The following is a 24052-nucleotide window of genomic DNA, read 5'->3' as shown; positions in this document are numbered from 1 at the left end:
AGCGACTATCCACAGCGGAAATCACGGCGCTGTTACGTCGCAGTTTATATCAACTATTAGATAAGATTCAGCATGTGGAAGTTGTAGAGAAGATTATAATGCTTTAAATAAGATTGAAGTCTTCTTTTATGATTGAGTACATATATAAATCATCGAATTTACCACAAGTAAATTCATAATGTCGTAGCAGTCCTTCTCTTTTAAAGCCTTGCTTCTCTACTAGTTTTTGTGATGGGAGGTTAGCAGGTTCAATTAAAGCCTCCATTCTTTCTAACTGAAAATGGTGATAACCGTACTTAACAACAGCTTCCAATGCTTCGCTGGCTATCCCTTTTCCCCAGTAATCTTTGCTTAATTCATATCCAACTTCAGCCCGATAATGTTTGGTAAGCATATTAAGAAAACCACAACTTCCTATAACCTTACCGGAATTTTTTAGTGTAATTCCCCACCTAATTCCTGTACCTTGAACGTATATAGATTTATACCAATTAATTTCACCCCATACGTCTTTTACTGTTTGGTAAGGTACTAGTCCCATAGGCTTTGCAACTTCTTCATCAGATAGATAGGTGAACATATCATTAGCATCCTCTTTTATTACTTCCCTTAAGATTAATCTTCTTGTTTCAATGATAGGAAATTCTTTTTCCATTTATTTTCAATCCTCTCAGCTACTTTAAATTCACTCTTTTCACAATTATCATTCTAATTTTACCATAAATATCCAGTTTGTTTGTAATCTATTCCATCTGATCTGTAAAAAACCTGGAACCCTATAAAAAGGGCTCCAGGCACTGGAATTGATAGTAATGTGATTTTCCTATATCTTATTCGCTTGGCAACGTAGATATATATTTTTTAACTACTTCGTAAACATATTCTTGATTTGCTGTTGCAGTATCTGGGTTGTATTCTCCACCATTCACTTTATTATTAGATAGGATTCTAATCCCCAAGAATGGTACATCATAAGCTTTGGTAATTTGTGCTGCTGAGGCAGTTTCCATTTCTTCTACAGAAGTACCATATTTATTATGAAACCATTTAATCCGATCAACTTCATTATTCCATACATCCGCAGAACCGATCGTACCTTCGACAATTTTACCTTTTGTATAGTTATCTTTCACTGCATTAGCAGCGGCGAGTAAATCCTTATCTCCCTCATAATAACGGATTTTTTCAGCATTAGGATCTTCTCCTGCACTTCCCTCAGAAGCCATTAAGTCCATCGGTTTCCATTCAGTTGGATCAATTCCTTCGTTTTCGCCCTTATCCGCTGTTTTTAATGAGCCTATGTTTACCGTTCTCTTTCCTAAAACAATATCAAATACGTGTAAATTCGGATCATGGCCACCCGAAGTTCCTTGATTGATTATTGCTATTGGGTTATATCTTTCAATAGCCACAGCTGTAGCTGCTGCTGTATTTTCCATCCCCTTACCTGTTTTAGATACGATTACAGGATAATCGTCTACAGTGCCTATATAAAATTCAAAAGTTCCTGATTTTTCTTTTTTAACATTCTCTAACCTTTGTGCAAATTCTTCAGCTTCTATTGGCATCGGGCCTTGAACTATAATAGGCCTTTTAGAATTTTCTTGTACAGTTTTAGACTGGTCAGTAGAACTACATGCTGCAACCACCGATAATGACAGTACAGTAATTAAGACCAATAAAGCGTAATTTAACCATCCTTTTCGTTGCTTTTTTGTTTGATAAAATCTTGCTTCCATTCTGTTTTCCTCCTTGATGTTTGATATACTCGTAGTCTCAACCAAAAGAAAAAGGTCCATAAAGTGTAGAATGATTTCTACCTTCTGGACCTACGAAAGTCAAAGTATAGACAATTAAGCAAAAAATGGAGCTAATGCTAAATCAACGGCAAAAAAACGCTATAACAGCCGAATACTTTAACTCGTAGTCCAGTTCTTCAATGGGAACCAGGTAGAGACACTCAGACCATATTACCGAGTATATACGAGTAACGATATTTAAGATTATTACTTTGATAACATAACAAATTTATACTAGATAATCAATAAAAAGCTGAACATTAAATTAAAAATCCATTTTAATGTTCGTGTTTTAGGGATATAATAAAGAATAATCGGAATTAATCATTCAAGCATAATTGAAAATAATGATTAGAAAGAGGTGCGGTTGTTGCAAAAACTTACGTTTGAATCCAAATGGGACAAAACAATTGCTGATCAAGACCGGGAACGGATTAAGCAATCTTTTCAGTATGCAACTTTAGATCCTGGCATTAACATGCAGTTTACTTCACTTTGGGAAGCCAAAAATCATCGCGAGGAACTACTAGTTGCTGTTCTTATCCATAATACCAGTCAACAGAATTTTTCCTTCCTTGATCAACTAATGACATATATGGTAAGTGGCACCATTTTAGCTGAGCATACCTTCTCTTCACGAATCACAGTAGAGAAGAAAACCAGCATGCCATGGACATTCATTTTTCCTGTTGGTAGTTTTAACAGCTCTGAAAGGTTCGAGGACGGGGTATTACGTATTGTTTCGTGAACCTTTGGAAAGCTGAAAAGTGTTCCTTCGTTATAAATACTGACATATCTAAGTAACCAGAAAAAACCACCTATTGCTAAGTCAATTTATTCGAGACAAGTCCTACTAACCTTTTGCCTATTAGCCAGATTGCCAAGCTAGTTCCCCACAGAATCACGGCAGATCCTAGTCCAACGACAGACATAAATGCATTGATCTGATGTTCCTTCAATGTGACATTCAAAGGAACAAATAGCCAGGTAATAATTGGAAGTAAACAGAGAAATACGCCTGTAAAATAATAGATCCTGACCTGAAAAAGATAGGCCAATGGCAAAAAATGAATACCAACAATCATAGCTATTACGAGAGGTATAAGTTCAGTGTGACCAGTAGCGTTGCACACAGCAATTGCGATTACTATTGCTAAACCCTCTGCTGCGAAAATGATAGTAAACCAGATCCCTATTTTCTTCCCATGCCTCCCATCTACATTTGGAACCTGATCTGGTAATTCCCGTGATGCGAATATTAGTAAACAACCACCTATGAACAGCCCGATTCCAACGATTAGAGAAGCAACTAATAACCAAGGACTCCCCCAGCCTTGTAATCCCATTATTCCTGTATATGCCCACATAGTCCCAAAAAGCGTCATAAATAGAACACCAACTGCGGTTCCACGTACGTCAGATCTAGAAATAGTTATTAATGTTTGTGCCATATAAATAAAATTCCTTTCATTCTACGTATTATCGTCCTACTAATTATACGTATTTTATACAAACAGGGTTCCACTTTCCTGCTCTGTTCGCTCCATGAGTCATCTCACCTTCTGATCATCCAAAACCGTAAGATAACTAGAGGTGACATTTTGTCACCTCTTTTGGGTTGCAACTGCGTCAGAACAACAGTGTTAGTTAACTTGTTCACAAAAGTTCACAAAAACGTCACTTATGTAAAAAAATCTAGACATATATAATTACATTTATTCGCTATACGAAAGGATGTTTTTATTTGCCTAGTAATAAAAAAGAAGGCATTATTTTCGGACTATTTATGTGTTTTGGAATGGTTCTTATTATGTCAGTTTACAACACAGCTTTACACGGATTTTCCGGGTTTACAGTAGGGAGTGCAGTGATTCAATTTATCATAACGTTTATCGTAGCTTTTGTCGCAGAGTCATTCGTTGAACCGAAAGCGCGTAAACTTGCATTATCACTACCCTATGATAAATCGAAAGAAATCACCTTTATTGTATCGCTTGCTTTTTGTATGGTCCCTATAATGGTTCTAATTATGTCAGTATATGGACTTATTTTAACGGCGGTAATGATAGGAATTGAAGGTTCAATTTTCACAGCGTACCTTAAAACGGTTGGTCTGAACTTTATCGTAGCGCTCCCATCTCAGCTACTACTTGTTGGACCAATCTCACGTTGGCTATTAATTAAATACATTAAACCATCGACACAAAAGCCAGTAGAATTAAACGTGTAAAAACAAGCACAAGCTACCAAAAAGTAGCTTGTGCTTGTTTCGAGTAGAACTTCCAAAAAGGCTTCATTGTCTAACCCTTTTATTAAATCATCAGTCAAAGGAACCGGCTATTTTCTATAGATTCTTTCAAGTAAAGCGCCCTTGCTTTAAATTAAAAACTACTGATAACGTAACAAATACCAAAGATAATCTCCTTCTCTATTACCTTTTTTAATGTTGAAAGACTTAAATGTTTTTAAAGTGTCTACCATGGCTAACTAAGTGATGTCTTCAATAATGTTTTGATACTCAAGTTCCTTAATAAATTCCTGAGCAGCTTTTGAAAAGTACCTATTCCTTGATCGCAACCAACCTATTTTAGAGTAAATATTATCATTAGTTATATCAAGTGGAATAAGATGTCCATCTAATACATAGGGATCGTGCCTCAAAATAAGGTCTGAGAAAAAGCCTATTGCAACTCCTTGCATAATAACTTTTTTAGAGAGTTCTGAGTTATCAGTTGTGAAAAATATATTCAAATCTCCGTAGTTACTTAACAAATTAATTAGGAAATGGCGTATATTGTAACTAGACTTCAGCATAACGAGCGGATATTTAACAATTTCCTTTGGGGAAATACTTCTATCTTTAGGAATATCAAAGTTTTTTCCGACACAGACTTGAACTTTGGTTTTTAATAATTCTTTAAATTCTACTCTATCTTTATCTGGTAATTCTCCGTTAGGAATAGATGAAATACCTACTTCTACATTTCCTTCTAGTACGTCATTCATTACCTCAAGAGAACCTTTTTCAATTATTTCTATTTGTACCAAAGGGTACTTTTTTGTAAATATGGCTAAAGTTTTAGGCAAAAGAGTTGAACATACACTTGGTACAATTGCTAGTTTTAAGCTTCCTGATATTGAAGATGTTAGAATATTAACTTCCTCTTTTAATTCATCTAATTTCCCCAAAATCTCCAATGATTTTTTTAAAACAAGCTTCCCTTCCTCTGTTGGTTGAGAACCATAACGGGAGCGTTTGAATATCTTCACGCCTAATTCTTCTTCTAAACTAATAACTGATTGACTTATGCTGGGTTGCGTAATATGTAATTTTTCAGCAGCTAATAAGAAAGAACCAGTATTAGATATCGCAACTAAATAGTGTAATTGTTCAATTCTCAATAGTTAAACCTCCCAAGTTTTCAAATTAAGAAAAGGACTTTTACTCGGGGAAACAGTAGCCTACTTATTCTCGGTGAAATTCCCTTTCACGAACTCCCTACCTAATAGTTTAAACGTTTGTGTCAGCTATTCTCGAATATCCATTGTTGTTAATTAGTCAACAATAAAAGACCTACCTGTAGGTTATTGTCAATTCTGACTCTTCCGATACCTCGGTGTATTTAATAAATTAAATACATTGTGAGTCTGAACGAAATACTGTGGAGTAGCACCAGAAACCATAATATTCACTCTTATCTGAAGTATTTTGGACTGTATATTATGGTTAAATATAACCCAATGACTCACTAAGGACAACTATTTGTTTAATCTTCCATAACCTTATTAATTGCTGCATGAATTCTTGGGGCAGTCGGAAGCCAGTCATCTTCAACCGATGGCACAGGATATGGAGTATCATAACCAGTAACACGTAAAATCGGTGCCGATAATAAAAAAAGAGCATACTCACTAATAAGTGCTGCAACTTCACCTCCAACACCCGCTGTTTTCACTGCTTCGTGAACGATAATGACACGACTCGTCTTTTCAACAGAAGTGAGAATCATTTCGACATCAATCGGTTGAACGGTACATAGATCAATGACTTCAACAGAAGTTCCTTTTTTCTCAGCCTCTTCTGCTGTCTTCTGAACTAAAGGCACAATAGCACCCCAAGTAATAATGGTGACATCATCACCTTTTTTAACTACATTAGCTTTCCCAAGTGGTACCTCGTAAGCTTCACTCGGTACTTCCATTTTAAAGGCGCGATAAAGCTTCATCGGCTCTAGGAAAAGAACCGGGTTGTTGTCACGAATCGCAGCGATCAAGAGTCCTTTCGCGTTATACGGGTTGGAGGGCATAACAACTTTAAGACCCGGAGAATGGACAAATAATGCTTCTAAGCTATCAGAATGGAGCTCAGGAGTTCTAACTCCGCCTCCGTATGGACTCCGGATTACCATTGGAGCAGAAAAGCGTCCAGCTGAACGAGATCGAATCCGTGCGGCTTGAGCTGAAATTTGATCCATCGTTTCATAAATAAAACCAAAAAACTGAATTTCCGCAATCGGACGTATGCCATTTACTGCAAGACCAACCGATACGCCTACTATTGCTGATTCTGCAAGTGGTGTATCCATTACTCGTGATTCACCAAAACGTTCTTGTAAGCCCCCACTTACTCGGAAAACCCCACCGTTCTTTCCGACATCTTCCCCGAGTATAATTATCCGATTGTCACATTCCATTTCTTGTAACATCGCTTGATTGATGGCTTGTATCATAGTAAGTTCTGGCATCTTATTTCTCTCCCTTTATCGAAAAAAAATGACGAGCTTCCTCTTGTTGTTCACGGAGTTGTTTGTGTGGTTCATCATAAACGTGATCAAAAGCGTAATCAATTGGTAAGTTAGCCACTGACTCTGCTTCTTGAATGGCTATCTCAATATCTTCACTTGCTTTATTACGTATTTCACTTTCTTTTTTCTCATTCCATAGACCGTAGTTCTCTAAATATCTTTTGATTCTAATCAGTGGATCTTTTTTAGTTATCCATTTATCTACATCATCTTGATTTCGATATTTGGTAGGATCGTCTGCGGTTGTGTGCGGGCCTTGTCTGTAGGTAACTGCTTCAATCAGTGTCGGACCTTTACCATTTCTAGCTCGGTGTAGCGCATCTTTCATAACTATGTAGACCGCTAATACGTCATTTCCATCTACTTGTACACCTGGGATTCCATAAGCCAGGGCTTTTTGTGCAATTGTGTGACTGGAAGTTTGTTTTTCACGTGGAACACTGATAGCCCAATGATTGTTTTGACAAAAGAAAACAGCCGGAGTTTGATTAACTGATGCAATATTTAGCGCTTCATGAAAATCGCCTTCTGATGTAGCTCCATCCCCAAAATATGCAACAGACACTTCTCTCTCTCCCTTTAATTTAGAAGCAAGCGCACTGCCTGCCGCATGAAGTATTTGCGCAGCAATAATAATTTGGAATGGAAAAATATTCAAACCTACTGGTGTCTGTCCACCGTACAAATGCCCCTTAAGATATAAAATTGCTTGTTTCATTGGAAACCCATGAACGATACAAGCTGCCATTTCCCGGTAGCTCGGAAAAATCCAATCATTTTTTTCCATCGCATAGACGCTTCCTACTTGAGCGGCTTCTTGTCCGCTAAATGGTCCATATGTGCCAACCCGTCCTTGCCGCTGCATTTTCATCACTTTTTCATCAAATAGGCGAGTTTTTAGCATCCATTTATACATTTCAATCAGCTGGTCATTACTGACATCATGGACTTTTTCACCTTGAAGATTACCGTCTTCATCAATGTATTGGACAAATTCGTGATATAACTTTTTTTCATCATACATTAATTCTCCTCCTTTATATCATTCCGTAGTCTATTTAGCATCAAATAAAAGTACTTCCGGATTTTCAAGCACATTTTTTACGATTTGCATGAAGTACTCCGAAAGTTTGCCATCAATCACACGATGGTCAAACGTAATTGAGACCCCCATTATTTCACGTATGACGATTTCATCATTGACGACAACGGGAAGGCGTTTGACAGCATGAGCACCAAAAATAGCAACTTCCGGATAGTTAATAATTGGTGTAGCAAACCAGCCACCACCCATTCCTGTGCTCGTAATAGTATATGTACCGTCCTGCATGTCCGAGAGAACAAGCTTTTGATCATGCGCCCTTTTAACAAGATCTTCTAGCTCTAGTGCAATTTCAAATAATGATTTCTGGTCTGCGTGTTTGATGACAGGGACAACAAGCCCCGCTTTTGTTGCCGTTGCAATTCCTATGTTGTAACGTTTTTTCAACACAATCTCGTTAGTATTCTCATCAAACGAGGCGTTAAAATAAGGTTGTTTCTTTAATGCTTTTGTAACGGCTTTAATGATAAACGGTAAATAAGTTAATTTAACGTTTTCGCCGAGTTGTTGAATAAGCTGCTTTCGCAAATTCACCAGTTTTGTAACATCAATTTCATCCATTCCAGTCACATGTGGAGCAGTATATTTGGATTGCACCATTTTTTCAGCAATCAGTTTACGTAAACCTAGGACCGGAATACGTTCGTCTTCACCATTTTCAACAATAGCATGAGCTGTTGATTTTCTATTTGTGGATTCCTCCAGTTTTTGTGTTGGTTGGTTGTCATAGTTTTCTAGATCGACTATTGTAATTCGACCACCTTTTGCAGATCCCGTCACTTTTGAAATATCAATCCCTAATTCACGAGCTCTTTTGCGGACAACAGGAGCTGCAATCACACGTTTGAGTGCTGATTTATTCACAGGTTCGCTTTTTTTCGACTGTACCGTTTTCGACGATTGAATTTTTTTGTCTTTCTCCTCTACAACTGTTTTTAAGGCTTTTTCTCTTTGACCTTGATTAAGCGTAATCAAAGGCTCTCCGACTGTTACCAAGGTACCTACTTCGCCAGCAATTGTAAGGATCACCCCCCCAACGGGTGATGTCATTTCGACAACTGCTTTATCCGTTTGAACTTCGGCAATCATGTCGTCTGGCTTGACATTATCCCCAACACTCACGAACCAACGGAGAATCTCTGCTTCATGTAAGCCCTCGCCAATGTCCGGTAACTTAAATTCATATGACATTTACATCACTCCTTTATTAATTTATTTCTTAATTCACCCAACTTCTCAATTTCAATTACAACTTCATCGCCTTTTTTTAACCATATTCTTTCATTTTCTTCATAGCCCATAATTACCCCTTCAGGCGTTCCTGTTAAAATGATATCACCAGGGCTTAATTTTATATGTTGGGAAACAAAACTAATAATATCATCACAATTAAAAATCATGTCAGATGTATTTGAGTTCTGTCTTTCCTCCCCGTTCACATAAGTTTTAATGTTTAAACTGTTAGGATTTTCAATCTCGTCTGAACTTACTAAATAAGGGCCTATTGGACAAAAATGATCACATGTTTTTCCTAATAACCATTGGCCACTTTGAAATTGTAAATCACGCGCTGAAAAATCATTGGCTGCTGTGTAGCCATACACACAAGATAGAGCATTCTCTCTTGACACATTTTTAGCCTCTTTTCCAATGACAATAGCTAATTCTCCTTCATAATCAAACTCTTTCGCATTTGTCGGAAGAGGGATATTATCTTGATGACCACATAGGGCATTATTAAATTTACTAAATAGTATCGGTTTATCAGGTAATGGCAACTTAGACTCTTCTGCATGTTTTTTATAATTCAATCCAACACAAATTATTTTCTGCGGTTCAGGTACACTAGCTGCTAGCTTAAGTTGGTCCTCATTTAAAAATAACTCTGTTCTACCAGAATTCATTGCAATTTGTAGTAATTCCTTAATTCCTGCGTTTGCTGCCTCTCCACCTAATATTAATTGTTTAGTTGTTAAAGGATAATGCAGACTTGATGATTGATTCATCAATGTATGAATAGTAGATTCTACATCTAGTATTCCTTTGATAGTCTTTATGCCCAATTTCCACTCAGTACCCTCTAAAAAAGTAACTGTTTTCATTTTACATCTGCCCCTTTGATTTAAAATTTATTTTCATTTGATTTTTTTTGTAAATCATAACCAGAACAATAGTTGCTGTAAGGATAAATATGAAACTCAAAAAGCTCAGAGCGGTAGTATATCCTGCGTTTTCAATAATTAATCCAGTGATTGGAACTCCAACCATTGTTCCTAAATTTCCAATTGCATAACTAATCCCTGATGCTAATCCGGCTTTTTCGGTTACAACTTCGCCCACAATAATTGTAATCATTACACCATTCCAACCGGCAATATTCATTCCAGAAACAAATAACGTCACAATAATCACCCATCCTGGTATAACAGAACCAAAAAAACTAAAAAAGCTTAGTATAATAAATGAAGCCAATCCCATAACTGCATTAATGAAAATGACATACTCCCGTTTTTCTTTAAACAAAAAGTCACTTGCCCATCCCCAGAAAAGTCTGCCAAATACACCTCCAACAAGGAAAACAGCTAAACTAATTCCAGACCAAAAGAGTGAAAAATGTAAAGAATCTTTTAAAAAGAGTAAAAGATATGTGGATAGGGAGAACTGACCCCAAAGAAACAAACTCATGATCAAACATAGTGATAAAAATATTTTGTTTTTAAACAAAGAAAATACATTCTGCCAAAAAAATGACCCCTCTTGTAAAAACTCTTTCTTCTCATCTACTGGTGGGTCACTATATAGTAAGGCTAAGAGAAAATAAATAAGAAAAAAGATTCCCCCAAATATAATAACTGTTGATTGCCAGCCTAGCTTACTACCGAAATATACAATAAGTAAGGAAGCCAAAGCCCCTCCACCGACAACACCCGTTTGTTTAAAACTCATGGCAAATCCTCTTTTCCCAGAATCAAACCATTGAACAACACTTTTAGTAGTAATCGGTGTCATCGCACCATAAGAAACTCCTATTAATAACATTAAGATCAAGAAGGAAAGATAGCTGTCAAAAATCCCCAACAAACTATAAGAAACTGATAAAAGTAAGCCGAAAAAGAGCAGAGAATTTTTAATTCCGAATTTGTCGACAAGCCACCCTCCCGGAATGGCAAACAAACAAGCTCCTGTGGAAAGTACTGACGTCAAAAGGCCAATTTGTACATATGTAATATTAAAGGACTCTTGAAGAAAAGGCGCTAAAGGCGCCACACTTAAGTTCCCAATTGCAGCTATAAGCTGAGCGAAAAACATGATAATTAAAGCAAACCAAGGTGAGGCAGGGACGGTGTGTTTCATTCTACTTCCTCATCATACGGAAGCCTTACTAGAGGGTACGCCCCGCCAGTGACATTTAGTGTTTGCCCTGTAATATAAGAAGAATTTGGACTAGCCAAGAAAAGACAGGCATGTGCAACTTCTTCAACGTTTCCGAGTCTACCAATAGGGACTCTTTCAAATAACTCTTTGTATAATCGATCCTGTTGAGGATACCAAGAGGAAATTCTCTCTGTGTCAATAATTCCTGGGACAACAGCATTTACAGTAATTCCGAAACGTGCGAGTTCTAATGCTATTGCACGTGTTAAACCAATCAATCCAGATTTACTTGAGACTCCATGAGCCCGATTTGCCTTTCCCCAATGAGCGTCAATACCAGAAATATTTATAATTCTTCCCCATCGGTTATCTTGCATAGAAGGAACACAGTATTTGGTGAAAAAGAAAGGAGCTTTTAAATTTATATCAAGTACTTCATCCCATTCTTTCTCGCCTATCTCAGTTATCGGAGTTCTAGGTCTAATGCCTATATTATTAACTAATATATCTATCCCGCCCAATATAGAATGAATATCGTCTATCATTTTTTTGATATTATTAATATTGGCAACATCAGCTTGAAAAGAAATAGCAGTACCACCAAATTTTTTAATTTCATTAACTGTTTCATTTGCCTCTGCTGAATTTTTATTAAAATGAACAACCACAGAAGCACCACTTGATGCTAGAGTGATCGCTATAGCACGCCCAATATTTTTAGAAGCACCTGTGACAATCGCAACTTTTCCATTCAGTTCTCCATTTTTAATATTATAATTTTCCAAAAGAGTACCACCTTTTTAATTTACTAATACAAGAGCAAGCTGAGGGAATACCCAAACTAAGGCAAGCACGAAAATGACTATAAGAACAAATGGTAATACACTACGGATTATTAGACTCATTGATTCGTTAGGAACTAACGATTTTAATGCAAATAAGTTCATGCCTACTGGAGGAGTGATGACCGCAAGTTCCATATTGATTACCATAATAATCCCAAACCATATCGGGTCGAATCCGAGAGACATTGCAATTGGATAAAAAATTGGTGTTGTAATAAGTAAAATCGATACCACTTCTAAGAAAAAGCCCATTAGTAACCAAATAACATTCATCAGTAGCAATATAACCCAAGGAGATACTGAAAGATCACCAATTAAACTGGTCAGATACTGTGGTAGACCGATCAATGTTAATGCAGAACCAAATACTAAAGCACCAATCACAACTGTTAATAGCATGGCAGTTGTTTTGACAGAACCAACAAGAACCTTTGGTAGTATTTTAATATTCAGACTCCTATGAATAAAAAATGAAACAATTAAAGCATAGATGACACCAACTGCCGCTGCTTCAGTAGGTGTAAAAACTCCTGCATAAATCCCACCCAAGACAATAGCAGGCAACAATAAGTCGGGTAACGCTTTAAGTATTAAGCTTGAATCCTTTTCAATAGTAGCTGACAGTTCTTGATTCTCCATTAGTTCTGAATCAATGCCTATACTTGTATCTTTAATTTTCGGAGCATATATAAAAGCAAAAATAGCGAGGAACATCGCTAACATAACTCCCGGTATAATTCCTGCAATAAATAATTTTCCAGGTGAAGCACCACTTAATGATGCATACAAAATCATTGGAATACTAGGTGGAATTAAAATACCTAGGGAACCTCCAACTGCTGACAGGCCATATGTTAGTTTTTTAGAATAATTTTGTTTCAACATTTCAGGAACAGCAATTTTTCCAATCGTCATAACCGAAGTCATACTTGATCCCACGATTGCTGAAAAGAAGGTATATGCTGAAACACCTGCCATCCCGGTACCACCTTTTATTTTTCTTAGCAAACGATGGGCTAACATAAAAATACGTTCCCCACTTTTCCCGTGGAAAAGTATTTCCCCCATAAGTACATATAAAGGAATGGCAACAAATACAAACTCTGATAACGATTTATATAACGTAATTGGTATTTGAACCAAGAAATGGCTATCTACCGAGAACAAAATTGTAACAATACCGGATAAGCCTAATGAAAATCCAATTGGAACTCCTAAAAGTAAGCAAAGAAAAAGAACTCCTAACAAAACAATAATTGCACTTGTACTGATCAATTCCCTCCCTCCTCTTGAAATGTCTTTGTATCAGTTAATGTTATTTTTATAATTGAACATATGGATCCTAGAACTAGCAATACACCACCAATTGAGATAAATGAATAAGGAATCCATAACGGAAATTCAAGTAATGTTGGAGAGACCATTCCTAATGTTAAAGAATTATTCGTGAATTTGAATCCGTAAACAACCAGAACATAAGCATATGGAATCACTAAAAGGGAACTGACAATCCGAAGAATTTTTCTTGCTAACCCACTCAATTTGTCTTGCAGGAATGTCACCTTAATATGTTCATCCTGTATTAACAAATAGCCCATTGAAAGAAAAACAATAAATTGCAACATATAAGTGGACAATTCGTTAGCCCAAATTGTTGGCGAATCAAATACATATCTAGCCACTACTTCATAAAAAACGAAAATCGCTATTAATCCCATAAAGGTAGCCGATATATATATAAACGTCTTTTCAATAAATGAAATTGCCTTAACAACCAGTCTCATGTCATTTCATCAGCCTTTCTATATTGGATAAGTAACAAGGATGGCACAAGAAAACTTGTGCCATCAATTCCTATTTATTTAGCAGGAAATTCCTCATTTACTTCTTTTACAAATTCCATGAGCTGTTTTCCTACCTCTCCTGATTCTTCTAAATATGCATCATACCGACCAGAAACGGATTCAGCCCATTGTTTATATTCTTCTGGTGTTGGTTTGTATTGTTCCATACCCGATTCGTCTAGTTTCTGTTTATACTGTGCATCACTTTCTTTTGCTGCTTGTCTTGATGCTTTTTGGGCAATTTCTGAGGCTTCTAGCACAGCATTTTGAACATCTTCGGGAAGTGAATTCCACCAATTAAGATCAGCAGATCCTTGGAACGGCACGTACATCATTGTCATGTTTGTACCATAGTCTGTAACTTCGAAAAGACTCCGATCAACGACAGATGAAGGACCAGTCGTAAACCCATCGATTGTACCGTGCTCCATCGCTTGATAAATTTCTTGAGAACTCATACTTACTGGTGAAGCTCCAATTTCTTCTAACATGAGAGCTGCTCCTTTACCAAACGCCCTCATCTTTGATCCCTTAACATCTTCAGGTACTTTAATTGGTTCATTACCATATAATTCAATTGTTCCATACATTGGCCATCCAAGTAATTTCATTCCCATTTTTTCCATCTGTTTTCCGAATAGTTCACCATATTCACCATCTTCAGCAGCCCACTCAGCTTCCCAAGAATTAAAAAGGAACGGCAAATCAAGGATACGAAGAGGCTTTACTGCTTCCGCCGACAAAAATCCTACGTTTAACTGACCAATTTCTACACCACCGGTTGTTAACGCATCAGGTAGCTGTGCATCATTGTACAATTGACCGTTTGGAAAGACTTTTGGTTTTAAGTGAATTGAAGTTTCTTTAGTTAGTTCGTCAATCTCTTCTGCTAAAATTTCAAAATATATTCCTGTGGCATGTTCAGCAGGCAAATTGTGAGCGATTCTAATTTCTTGTTGTTCTTGCTGCTCTTCTCCTGATTCGGTTGTACCTTCCGCCGAACCGTCACAACCTGCAACAAATAAAATACTCAGCAGCATAACAAGTGACGTTAGTAAAGTAGATTTACTATACATTCAAAATCCCCCTTTATATTTGAAAGCCCTTACATTTTTATTGGAAAGGCTACCTTAGCAAGACGATTAATTTCATTTGTCCAATCCTCAACTTTAGAAAAACTTTCCATATTAACTGCTTGTTGAAATAAATCTATTATTCTTCCATTCATTTGATTGTCAACTTGATCAGAGGAACTAATAAAATATTGAAGACAATCTAACCATTTTGATTTATAATCACTAAAACTCATCGGACTTCCTTTTGATCCGGGTGCGTGTATCATTTCTTTCTCGTATTTATCCCCTCTTTTCATTTTAATGGTTATTTGAATCGGCAGCTCAAATACTTGCAGACCTTCAGTAGTGGTTCCTTCCTCTTCTTCAGACTTTACAATGGAAAGCGACTGTTGAATTTCCTGCCTTTGTACATTATCATCCGTAAATGTTTGTAAATGAACATCCCCATCGATTAAGGCTGCAAGGCAAGTGTATTCAGCACTGAACTTCCCCTGCAAACCTGTAACAGGTCTGTTGTGGATCAGTGGAAGTAATCCACCTTTGGGCACTAATATATTAATCCCTTGAACTTCATCTAAGTTCAGGTCAAATTTTTGCTTTAGTTCTATCATTCCTTGAATAAACCGATGAGTTGCATAACAACATGGAAATTTTTTAACAGATAATCCATTCATTTGGTAATCGTACGGTTGACCAAATTCTGCTTCCTTGGACTTCTCTTGAAATCTTCCCCACTCCTTACTACCACCAAATGCATTGAAAAAGCCCCTTGATTCAAAGATTTCACTATTTCCAACAAATCCTCTTTTAGCAATTAAAGAGGACTGAATAGCGTGTTGAGCAGTTATCCCTACATGTAAAGGTTTCGTCATCGTACCAAAGTTCTTCTGAAGTCCACCGGCCATTGAAGCTGAAATCGCAATAGCACTACCTAATCTTTCTCTGTCCAGTTGCAGTAGATATCCACAAGCAGCAGTTGCTCCGACGGTCCCGAGAGTGCTTGTTGCATGCCAACCGAGGTCGTAATGATTAAACCCCATCACTTTACCAACCTGTATCATTACTTCTGTACCAATCGCATACGCGGTTATTAGTTCTTTGCCTGACTTTCCTAAGTACTCGCATAACGGAATAATCGCAGATACTATCGGTGCACTTGGGTGAGCTAAAACGGTAGGTGTAACATCATCAAAATCTAGCGCATGTGCAGCTGTTCCATTAATTAAAGCTGCATATTCTAATGATACTTTCTTTGAATCACCCCACAGTAATGCTGTCTCATTTCCTGAGTCCCTTGAAATATAAGCCTCTTTTAAAATCTTAATACTAGGTTCATTCCAACCAGCTAAAGCTACGGCAACAGTATCTATTATTGCAAACTTTGAAGTTTTTTTGATGACATCTGGTAAATCATTATAGCTTGTTGAAGTTATATAATTAATCATTTTATCCATTAACAGGCTCGACATCTACTCATCCCCTAACGGTTTTTCCATTCTGGTTTTCTTTTTTCATTAAATGCAGCTATCCCTTCCAATCTATCTTCAGTCGGTACCAACACATTATAGGCAGCAATGTCCAACACGTACCCCGTATGGAAGTCAACCTCAGTCCCTCTACTAATAGACGTTTTTGCCATTCTGACAGCAATCGGTGCACTTTCGACAATTTGTTCCGCAAGGGAAACTGCCTCTTTAAGGGTTTCCCCTTTTAAAACAACTTTATTGACTAGCCCCCATTCATAAGCCGAATTTGCATCGATTGATTTCCCTGTAAATATCAGTTCCTTTGCTCTGCGAACACCAATTGCCCGTGGCAGGTTTTGCAAACCCCCACCACCAGGCATGATTCCTTTTGTAACCTCAGTAAGTGCAAATTTTGCTGTATCTGAAGCAATAATAAAGTCTGCTACCAATGCTAACTCACATCCACCAGCAAAAGCGTATCCTTCAACAGCAGCAATAACTGGTACTGGAAAGTCTTTCACAGCCAAAAATAAGTCCTCTGCTAAATGGTGTTGATGACGCCATTGTTGATCAGTCATACCATGTCTTTCTTTTAAATCTCCCCCTGCAGAAAAGGCTCTATTACCTGCACCGGTGATAACGATACAACGCAAGTCCTCATTGTAAGCGCTCTCTCTGAATACAGAAAGTAATTCTTTTATTACTTTGGTATTCATGGCATTCATTACTTCTGGTCGATTTAATGTAACAATAAGAATTTCATCGCTTCCTCCAACATTTCGTAACTGAATTGTTTCCACTATACATCACCTCCATAAATAAATTAGTAGGATCTTGGTAATTTCAAAATGTGTTCTGCTACATAACTCATCACTAAATTGTTCGAGATTGGAGCGGTTCGAAAAAGCCGAGTTTCTTTCCATTTCCTTTCAATGTGATACTCTTTTGCTACGCCATAACCACCAAAGGTTGACATTGCAACGTCCGCTGCTTCCCAGGCCGATTCCGAAGCCAAATATTTCGCCATATTGGCCTCAGGACCACATTTAAATCCTTGATCAAATTTTGTAGCAGCTTTGAGCACCATAGTGTCAGCAGCCTGAACGTTCATGTGGGCCTTTGCTATTGGAAATTGAACACCTTGATTTTTACCGATTGGTCGATTAAAAACAACTCTTTCATTTGCATATTTGACAGATTGGTCTGTAAACCACATTCCATCTCCAACACACTCACTAGAAACTAAAATCCTTTCCGCATTAAGACCACTTAACAAATAATGAAAACCTTTTCCTTCTTCACCAATTAACGCATCTTCAGTAACTTCTAAATCGTTAATAAATAAAACATTTGTTTCATGATTCATCATTGTATCAATTAAACTGGCTTCCACAGCACCTCCAACTTCTCTCGTGTCAATTAAAAACAAACTCATCCCATCTGTTTTTTTACTAACTTCTTCTATTGGTGTAGTTCTCGTTATTAATAGAATCATATCAGAATGTTGGTATCTAGACGTCCAAATCTTCTGACCATTGATTACATACCCATTTTTTGTTTTTTTCGCAAATGTCTTAATGCTTGTAGTATCGGAACCTGCATCAGGTTCCGTTACTCCAAAAGCTTGCAATCTAAGAGATCCATCAGCAATTTTAGGAAGATATTTTTCCTTTTGTTCTTTACTGCCGTGACGCAAAACTGAACCCATTGTATACATTTGAGCATGACATGCTGCGCCTGCTCCACCTGAGCGATTTATTTCCTGTAAAATTAGTGCACCTTCTGTGATCCCTAAACCCGATCCACCATATTCTTCAGGAATTAATGCCCCTAGCCATCCGGCTTCACTCATAGCATTTACAAACTCTTCTGGATATTTTTCTTCATCATCACAATTTTTCCAATAGTTAAGATCAAAGCGCGAGCATAACTCTTGCACAGCTGACATAATATCTTTCTGCAAATCGGTGTATTCAAAGTCCATTATAAATCCCCCTCATGAATAAAATTAAACAACCTAACTAATTTGACTTGCCCATGACCGTTTACGAATCTTTGAAAAGCGCCCCCCGCTTAAAAGATGAGCCGGAAGTTTATGATCGACAATTTCCTCGGCAAGCTGAGTACAATTTAATAATGCTGTTAAATCTATCCCTGTCTCAATCCCCATTTCCTCACACATAAAAGCCATATCCTCTGTTGAAATATTTCCTACCGCTCCTTTTACTGCTGCGAATGGACATCCACCCAGACCCCCTACTGCTGTTTCGAACTCCCTAACTCCCTCTTCAAGGGCAGCATAAGCATTGGGTAAACCTAATCCTCTTGTATCGTGCAAATGCAAAAGGATTTCAACATCTGACCATTCTTCCTTAATACGATTAATTGTTCGCTTGATTTGCTCCGGGTTTGCCCAACCCATTGTGTCAGCTAATTTAATTTTTGTAATCGTATGCCCATTTTCTTCTACCACTGTTTTCGCTTCCCTTAATACATCCATCGCCTGATTAAGAGGAATATGCCCCTCGTAATTGCAACCAAATGTGGTCATTAAGGCCAGTTGATCTACAGTTATGTTTGCTTCCTCATAAGCCTCTATCCATTGTGGAATTCGTTTAAGTGTTTCTTCTATAGTTTTATTAGTATTTTTCCTTGAAAAAGTATCACTAGCTGTGAGTATAACAACACCATCTACGTCAACATTATTTTGCAATGCTCTTTGTAAGCCTTTAAAATTTAAATATACTGATCGATATTCAACGTCACTTTTCCTTTCAATTTGTTTAAGTACTTCGTCAGCATCTGCCATTTTAGGCACCCATTTGGGGCTTACAAAAGAAGTCACTTCAATACTACTAATGCCAGTACGATTCAATTCGTTAACTAACATCACTTTCTTGTCAGTTGATATTGGACCATCCTCAATTTGAAACCCTTCTCGCGGACCTACTTCGTAAAGTTTGACACTCTTAGGCAAACCCATTAAACATCATCCTTTGCAAATTTTTTACTATCCTATTATTTTGCCTTGTTTTAAATCTTGTATCTCATCCTCAGATAAATTAAGCTTATTTAAAATTTCTTCAGTATGTTCACCTAATTCTGGGGGGTTGAATCGCAATTCTCCTCTTTTTCCATTTAATTTAAATGGAAGATCAATAATTTTAAAGTCTCTTATTCTAAAATTTTCGATCTCCTTAATCAAACTTAATGATTTAATTTGATCGTCCGAATAGACTTTGTCTAATGTATTTATCGAACTACAAGCAACTTTTTTTTCACGGAGTAATGGAACAAGATCATCACTTTTATAATTTTTCGTTCGGGTTTCAATTAATTCATGTAATTCATTCCTATTTTTAATTCTTTCCGAATTGGTTAGAAATCTTGGATCGTTCAATACTTCATTCTGAATATCTAAGGCATTGCACAAGTTTTGAAAGAGACGGTTATTACCAGCAGCAATAATTACCCAATCATCTTCAGTTCTAAATGCCTCATATGGGGCTATCATCGGAGCAGCAGTTCCAATCTTTTCAGGAACATTTCCGGTTGCCATAAAATTAGTCAACTGCAGACTAACCCAAGCTACCCCTGTTTCTAACAAACTATTTGTCACTCTACTACCTTTTCCTGTCATATTTCTTTCAATAACAGCCGATTGAATTCCAATAAGTGACCACATTCCAGCCGCCATATCAATGATTGATACACCTACCCGCGCCGGATCGTCTCCAGGGTTGCCAGTCACACTCATAATGCCTGCGTAGGCTTGAATTAATGGATCATAACCTGGTTCATTTTTTAAAGGGCCCTCATCACCAAAAGCACTAATTGCTGCATAGATAATTTTCGGATTTTCTGCTGAAAGGTCCTCATAGCTTAACCCACGTGACTCTAAACTTCCTGGTTTCATACTATGAACAAAAATATCTGCATCTTTTGCTAGTTCTCTTACAATACCCTGCCCCTTTATACTATTAAGGTCCACACATATACTTTTTTTGTTTCTATTCAATCCAAGATATGTTGCAGATTCGTCACCCCATGAAGGTGGATCCCAAAGTCTTGTATCATCACCCGTTCCAAGGCGTTCAATTTTTATTACATCTGCACCTAAGTCACCTAAGACTTGTGTACAATATGGACCTGCCACATTTTGCGTAAGGTCAATCACAGTCATTCCAGTAAGTACGTTAGACAACAATTCTTCCCCCTTTTAAAATATACTTGATTACTTCTAATAGCCAAAAACTATATTACAATAAAACATTTATCCATAAATAGAAAGCGTTTACAACAAAAAGTATAGATAGTGATACTTTTAAAGTCAATGGTATTTAGACAATTCAAATATATCTGTTTTTTATTGGTTGTATAAGCAATGCCTATACATGAATTCTTATCAGAATATTGTTGGTAATTACTAAAGTGAGAAAACGGGAGAATACAACACGTTCTAAGTCTTTCAAAAAACGGATTACAGAACAATATATTTAATAACACAAAGTGCTTATTGCTAAGTTAAGCATCTAAAAGATTTTAGTAAACAATTTGAATAGAAAGTGTTTATGGCAAAGAGGAGTATAATTAATTCAAGGTTTCATTTGATGAAAAAAATAGTTGCTTTACACAGTACATACGTGAATTACTCCTTTTAATTATTGATAGTAAGTGACATTAATCGAATTAATGTTAAAAGAATTGCTATAACCATAAGAAACAATTTCTAACGTGTAGAAGGTCTAAAGCATTTGTCTTAGACTTGACTGACTGTTTATTCCTAGAAAAAGGCTATGTACCTAAAAGTCACAAATTATGACCTTTAAAGTAAATAGCCTCTTAATATCAAATGGACTAGGAGGGGCGTTTGAACCTTCGCTCTCTTAACTTTACTCATAGAGAAGAGCGAAGCTTTCCCGCTTCAAAAATCCTCCTTTTGTAAATCAGACCAAATAGCGGAGAAAACAAGTACTAATATAATAAAACCCAGAAAGAGAAAAATGCTACTTATGACTTTTTGATTCCTAATATTTTCACCTTCTATAATACAATTTACTCTATTTGATTATTAACAATTATAATTCACCTATTACACCATTCATGGGTTTAGAATGATAATCTCCTAGAAATATTCTAGAATTCTTCTGGAATTTAACTGCCCCTTTAGTACGTTAAAAAATGCAACTGCTCTATTAAACAAAAGCGCCCTATAGAGTAAGATCTTGAAAGGTCACTCTGTCTTAAATATTATAGTAGACTATTTTCTTTAAAACTCTATTTGAAATTCTATGTCTTCGGTTAATTCATCTGATTCGGTCAGGGATCTAGTAAAAACTTTGACAGTACCTCCCCCTCTTCATAAGTATCCTGTAGACCGTATGGGGCATTGATTACTAGTTTTATCCGCTCTAGATTATTATACTCTGAAATAGGAAACCAAAGTAATACGTCCACTAATATACTCGGTGAGGTATGACTGTTCAATTTCTCCAATGTATTCGTCATCAATAGATTGCTGGAATTTGGAATATCTCCAGCAGAAATATCGTGTTTTTGAGCTTATTGTTCGAGTTAGTCACCATTCTTTGAAACGGGAGATTTTCAATAGAACTAGGATAGTACCAATATGTAGCAAAAAATTGCTTAATACCTTTAAGCGTGGGTTCATATGAATACAATTGAAATACACCTGGATCAGGATTTGTCTAGTATCCTGAAAAATTTACTATATTACATACTTTTATACGATGTAGTAAATACTATTACTGGTGAATTATAATGTCATATAAAATAACAAATCGGCAACAAGCAAGACTTGACGAATTAAAAGCTTTTCATTTTGAAGAATGTCCATCTATTGAATGGAAAAAGGAAGCAGTTGAACCTTTTTCAATGAATGATCTTGGACCAAATGAAAAAGTGTGGGTTACAAAGGAACAGAATTATACTCCGTCTTTCATTTCAGAGAAAATAGGTTTAAGTAAAATTATTACAACATACTTACGATTTAATAAAAAAAAGGGGAGTAAAGTGGATCGTTCGCTTTATAGGAATTGGGAACAACAGTATCCTTTAGTTAAAAGAATGTTAGATGGTAATCAGGAATCATGGAGAGAGGCTGTAAAAAAACATGCCACTTTTCATAAACAACCGGATATTGCAGAAGCATACAGTTTATATGTTCACAACGCAAATATAGTCGAATGTGATGTCTACCTCCACACCCTTGAAAAAATAATTCCTAGTCGTATAGAAAAAGTAACAAAACGGGGACACGTGCGCTATCATGATATGCCTAAGACAAAGCAATACGAGTTGTATGAGTCTTATATTTATAGTTGCTTAAATAAGATTACGAATGATCTATTTGCAGTGTTACCATGCCACACGATTTTTATAAATGGCGTAACAGGAACATATGAAAATCATCATCCAATTCTCTCATCTCTTATAGAACGTAAACGACACCAACAGAAAAGATGTCCAAAACATACAATAAAGCGCCATCGACACATGGTAACATTTAAAAAGAGAAGTGGATTTCATCCATTAAATCGGGTTTATTCACCACAAGTTCTTTTTAGTAAGGGGCCGTAAAATGGAATTATTTTATTTGATCAGTATTGTGATCATTATCTCCTTCATTTATAAAGCATATAGACTACAAATTAGTGAAGTAGATCTAACTAATATACAAGAATGGCATCAATTAGAACCAATAAGTCGTCGATTTGATTCAGAAGGGCTCGATAGTGGGTATGTTTATTTTGTTAGGGAGTCAGGGAACCACCGAATAAAAATTGGAAAAGCGAAAAATCCGGAACAACGTATTCAAAATGATTTTGGTACAATGATGCCATATGAATTTATTATCATACATTTAATCAGAAGTGAAAACTATCATAAAACAGAAAACCTCTTCCACCGTCATTTTGTTGACAAACGATTCAAGGGAGAATGGTTTAATTTGACTGCCAAAGATTTGGCATGGGTTCAAAAAGAAAGATTCCCCAGGGTGATAGAAGATTCTATCAAGGGTTATTAATATGGCCCTTTCAACACTCGACTGCCATTGTTCTTTTCTTTATGTCTTTTTAAAAAATCAGAAAAACAAAGGTTAAAAACACTTATTTCAAATCCCCTTCTCACAAGGCGTTACTCCACAAAAGCGCCCGTTTTGGCACATCGCTCAACTACTTTTCTATGTGATAACCTGACTCCTCTAGTTACTTAACTTTGTGTGAATTAAATGTTCCTGTTTCCACTGTACTCAGAGAGATGAGATACTTGATTCATGTAAAGGTTACAATAGACTAACCCCATTAAGAGGGGAAGGCACTGTAAGAAGATAATCTCTCACGTGGGCCAATTAAAATCACATGAGGGATTATTTTTTATGGTTCTGGTTGAACACGATAAACGCAATCAACATGCCGAAAGAGATCATACTGATCATCTGTTTAGTTTAAAGATAAATAGTTACCGCAGAGTAAATCAACAACAAACACATAATAACTCGAAAGGACTTGTCGTGTTTTGTAAATAAATTTTTGAAGATAGAGCCAAATCCTGACCATAAAAGTAGTGCTAACCATCCTAGAAAAATAGCTAAAGTTAAATAAAATACGATGGGTTTAATAGAATGATGAAATGGCAGAATAAAAGCGCTCATAACTGTTAAAAATAAGAAAAACCGGGCATAGACCGCCCGGTCCTTTGCTGTGTTAGAGAACATCC

The 24052-nt window shown here is 36.6% G+C and carries 22 protein-coding genes, 1 pseudogene and 1 riboswitch; of the genes and pseudogenes, 4 read left to right on the top strand and 19 right to left on the bottom strand.

Features of this window, described 5'->3' with window-relative positions; genetic code table 11:
- Positions 1-103: 103 nt before the first annotated feature.
- Both AC3G7N_RS18855 and AC3G7N_RS18850 read right to left on the bottom strand, forming a co-directional pair.
- A complete protein-coding gene (locus tag AC3G7N_RS18855) occupies positions 104-655 on the bottom strand; it encodes a GNAT family N-acetyltransferase (protein ID WP_489423706.1) in 552 nt (183 codons plus the stop codon).
- 175 nt (positions 656-830) lie between these two features.
- The gene (locus AC3G7N_RS18850) at positions 831-1739 is read right to left on the bottom strand and encodes a 5'-methylthioadenosine/S-adenosylhomocysteine nucleosidase (protein ID WP_489423705.1); all 909 of its coding nucleotides are present in this window, start codon (positions 1737-1739) and stop codon (positions 831-833) included.
- Between the two features lie 165 nt (positions 1740-1904).
- Positions 1905-2007: riboswitch (purine riboswitch) on the bottom strand.
- A gap of 162 nt (positions 2008-2169) precedes the next feature.
- Here AC3G7N_RS18850 and AC3G7N_RS18845 point away from each other — a divergent pair.
- Positions 2170-2547 (top strand): SLAP domain-containing protein, encoded by a 378-nt coding sequence (locus tag AC3G7N_RS18845; protein ID WP_489423704.1) that lies wholly within the window; start codon positions 2170-2172, stop codon positions 2545-2547.
- A 76-nt stretch (positions 2548-2623) separates the two neighbouring features.
- On the opposite strand, the gene AC3G7N_RS18840 is transcribed toward AC3G7N_RS18845, so the two are convergent.
- Positions 2624-3250 carry a hypothetical protein gene (locus AC3G7N_RS18840; protein WP_489423703.1) on the bottom strand — a complete coding sequence of 209 codons (627 nt, stop codon included), beginning with the start codon at positions 3248-3250 and terminating at the stop codon, positions 2624-2626.
- Between the two features lie 293 nt (positions 3251-3543).
- Here AC3G7N_RS18840 and AC3G7N_RS18835 point away from each other — a divergent pair, with 293 nt between their 5' ends.
- Entirely contained in the window at positions 3544-4029 is a 486-nt protein-coding gene (locus AC3G7N_RS18835) for a DUF2798 domain-containing protein (protein ID WP_489423702.1), read from the top strand.
- A gap of 257 nt (positions 4030-4286) precedes the next feature.
- Here the strand turns inward: AC3G7N_RS18835 and AC3G7N_RS18830 are convergent, their stop codons facing one another.
- From AC3G7N_RS18830 to AC3G7N_RS18760, 15 genes are all read right to left on the bottom strand, one after another.
- A complete protein-coding gene (locus AC3G7N_RS18830) occupies positions 4287-5201 on the bottom strand; it encodes a LysR family transcriptional regulator (protein WP_489423701.1) in 915 nt (304 codons plus the stop codon).
- Positions 5202-5566: 365 nt separating this feature from the next.
- Positions 5567-6544: an alpha-ketoacid dehydrogenase subunit beta gene (locus AC3G7N_RS18825; protein ID WP_489423700.1), complete on the bottom strand. Its 978-nt coding sequence runs from the start codon at positions 6542-6544 to the stop codon at positions 5567-5569.
- A 1-nt stretch (position 6545) separates the two neighbouring features.
- The gene (gene pdhA, locus AC3G7N_RS18820; protein WP_489423699.1) at positions 6546-7628 is read right to left on the bottom strand and encodes a pyruvate dehydrogenase (acetyl-transferring) E1 component subunit alpha; all 1083 of its coding nucleotides are present in this window, start codon (positions 7626-7628) and stop codon (positions 6546-6548) included.
- Between the two features lie 30 nt (positions 7629-7658).
- On the bottom strand, positions 7659-8897 hold the full coding sequence (locus tag AC3G7N_RS18815) for a dihydrolipoamide acetyltransferase family protein (RefSeq protein WP_489423698.1): 1239 nt from the start codon (positions 8895-8897) through the stop codon (positions 7659-7661).
- A gap of 5 nt (positions 8898-8902) precedes the next feature.
- Positions 8903-9808 (bottom strand): fumarylacetoacetate hydrolase family protein, encoded by a 906-nt coding sequence (locus tag AC3G7N_RS18810; protein WP_489423697.1) that lies wholly within the window; start codon positions 9806-9808, stop codon positions 8903-8905.
- A gap of 1 nt (position 9809) precedes the next feature.
- The gene (locus AC3G7N_RS18805; RefSeq protein ID WP_489423696.1) at positions 9810-11015 is read right to left on the bottom strand and encodes an MFS transporter; all 1206 of its coding nucleotides are present in this window, start codon (positions 11013-11015) and stop codon (positions 9810-9812) included.
- A gap of 41 nt (positions 11016-11056) precedes the next feature.
- Positions 11057-11866 (bottom strand): SDR family NAD(P)-dependent oxidoreductase, encoded by an 810-nt coding sequence (locus tag AC3G7N_RS18800; protein ID WP_489423695.1) that lies wholly within the window; start codon positions 11864-11866, stop codon positions 11057-11059.
- Positions 11867-11881: 15 nt separating this feature from the next.
- Positions 11882-13201, bottom strand: a complete 1320-nt coding sequence (locus tag AC3G7N_RS18795) for a TRAP transporter large permease (RefSeq protein ID WP_489423694.1) — start codon at positions 13199-13201, stop codon at positions 11882-11884.
- Positions 13198-13710, bottom strand: coding sequence for a TRAP transporter small permease (locus AC3G7N_RS18790; protein WP_489423693.1), 513 nt, complete (start codon positions 13708-13710; stop codon positions 13198-13200). The genes AC3G7N_RS18795 and AC3G7N_RS18790 overlap by 4 nt, the downstream gene beginning before the upstream one ends.
- A 74-nt stretch (positions 13711-13784) precedes the next feature.
- Complete coding sequence (locus tag AC3G7N_RS18785) at positions 13785-14846, bottom strand: TRAP transporter substrate-binding protein (RefSeq protein ID WP_489423692.1); 1062 nt, start codon at positions 14844-14846, stop codon at positions 13785-13787.
- A 29-nt stretch (positions 14847-14875) separates the two neighbouring features.
- Entirely contained in the window at positions 14876-16315 is a 1440-nt protein-coding gene (locus tag AC3G7N_RS18780; RefSeq protein ID WP_489423691.1) for an MmgE/PrpD family protein, read from the bottom strand.
- A gap of 11 nt (positions 16316-16326) precedes the next feature.
- Positions 16327-17112: an enoyl-CoA hydratase/isomerase family protein gene (locus AC3G7N_RS18775; RefSeq protein ID WP_489423690.1), complete on the bottom strand. Its 786-nt coding sequence runs from the start codon at positions 17110-17112 to the stop codon at positions 16327-16329.
- Positions 17113-17135: 23 nt separating this feature from the next.
- Positions 17136-18296, bottom strand: a complete 1161-nt coding sequence (locus tag AC3G7N_RS18770; RefSeq protein ID WP_489423689.1) for an acyl-CoA dehydrogenase family protein — start codon at positions 18294-18296, stop codon at positions 17136-17138.
- Between the two features lie 33 nt (positions 18297-18329).
- Entirely contained in the window at positions 18330-19295 is a 966-nt protein-coding gene (locus tag AC3G7N_RS18765) for a hydroxymethylglutaryl-CoA lyase (protein ID WP_489423688.1), read from the bottom strand.
- Between the two features lie 27 nt (positions 19296-19322).
- Positions 19323-20516 (bottom strand): CaiB/BaiF CoA transferase family protein, encoded by a 1194-nt coding sequence (locus AC3G7N_RS18760; protein ID WP_489423687.1) that lies wholly within the window; start codon positions 20514-20516, stop codon positions 19323-19325.
- 1577 nt (positions 20517-22093) lie between these two features.
- Between AC3G7N_RS18760 and AC3G7N_RS18755 the strand changes: the two genes are divergently transcribed.
- Positions 22094-22912, top strand: coding sequence for a hypothetical protein (locus AC3G7N_RS18755; RefSeq protein ID WP_489423686.1), 819 nt, complete (start codon positions 22094-22096; stop codon positions 22910-22912).
- Between the two features lies 1 nt (position 22913).
- Positions 22914-23360: a GIY-YIG nuclease family protein gene (locus AC3G7N_RS18750; RefSeq protein WP_489423685.1), complete on the top strand. Its 447-nt coding sequence runs from the start codon at positions 22914-22916 to the stop codon at positions 23358-23360.
- Between the two features lie 420 nt (positions 23361-23780).
- On the opposite strand, the pseudogene AC3G7N_RS18745 reads toward AC3G7N_RS18750, so the two are convergent.
- Positions 23781-24052, bottom strand: a pseudogene (locus AC3G7N_RS18745) (LysE family translocator); the annotation flags it as partial.

The sequence above is a fragment of the Virgibacillus carmonensis genome (assembly GCF_057836705.1).
This window is presented reverse-complemented; position numbering and strand designations above follow the sequence as displayed.

Bases quoted from the DNA above. Each gene is read 5' to 3' on its own strand.
- AC3G7N_RS18855 (WP_489423706.1), bottom strand. From the start codon at position 655: ATGGAAAAAGAATTTCCTATCATTGAAACAAGAAGATTAATCTTAAGG.
- AC3G7N_RS18785 (WP_489423692.1), bottom strand. From the start codon at position 14,846: ATGTATAGTAAATCTACTTTACTAACGTCACTTGTTATGCTGCTGAGT.
- pdhA (WP_489423699.1), bottom strand. From the start codon at position 7,628: ATGTATGATGAAAAAAAGTTATATCACGAATTTGTCCAATACATTGAT.
- AC3G7N_RS18770 (WP_489423689.1), bottom strand. From the start codon at position 18,296: ATGGACTTTGAATACACCGATTTGCAGAAAGATATTATGTCAGCTGTG.
- AC3G7N_RS18765 (WP_489423688.1), bottom strand. From the start codon at position 19,295: ATGGGTTTGCCTAAGAGTGTCAAACTTTACGAAGTAGGTCCGCGAGAA.
- AC3G7N_RS18780 (WP_489423691.1), bottom strand. From the start codon at position 16,315: ATGTCGAGCCTGTTAATGGATAAAATGATTAATTATATAACTTCAACA.
- AC3G7N_RS18750 (WP_489423685.1), top strand. From the start codon at position 22,914: ATGGAATTATTTTATTTGATCAGTATTGTGATCATTATCTCCTTCATT.
- AC3G7N_RS18840 (WP_489423703.1), bottom strand. From the start codon at position 3,250: ATGGCACAAACATTAATAACTATTTCTAGATCTGACGTACGTGGAACC.
- AC3G7N_RS18755 (WP_489423686.1), top strand. From the start codon at position 22,094: ATGTCATATAAAATAACAAATCGGCAACAAGCAAGACTTGACGAATTA.
- AC3G7N_RS18825 (WP_489423700.1), bottom strand. From the start codon at position 6,544: ATGCCAGAACTTACTATGATACAAGCCATCAATCAAGCGATGTTACAA.
- AC3G7N_RS18790 (WP_489423693.1), bottom strand. From the start codon at position 13,710: ATGAGACTGGTTGTTAAGGCAATTTCATTTATTGAAAAGACGTTTATA.
- AC3G7N_RS18850 (WP_489423705.1), bottom strand. From the start codon at position 1,739: ATGGAAGCAAGATTTTATCAAACAAAAAAGCAACGAAAAGGATGGTTA.
- AC3G7N_RS18810 (WP_489423697.1), bottom strand. From the start codon at position 9,808: ATGAAAACAGTTACTTTTTTAGAGGGTACTGAGTGGAAATTGGGCATA.
- AC3G7N_RS18805 (WP_489423696.1), bottom strand. From the start codon at position 11,015: ATGTTTTTCGCTCAGCTTATAGCTGCAATTGGGAACTTAAGTGTGGCG.
- AC3G7N_RS18815 (WP_489423698.1), bottom strand. From the start codon at position 8,897: ATGTCATATGAATTTAAGTTACCGGACATTGGCGAGGGCTTACATGAA.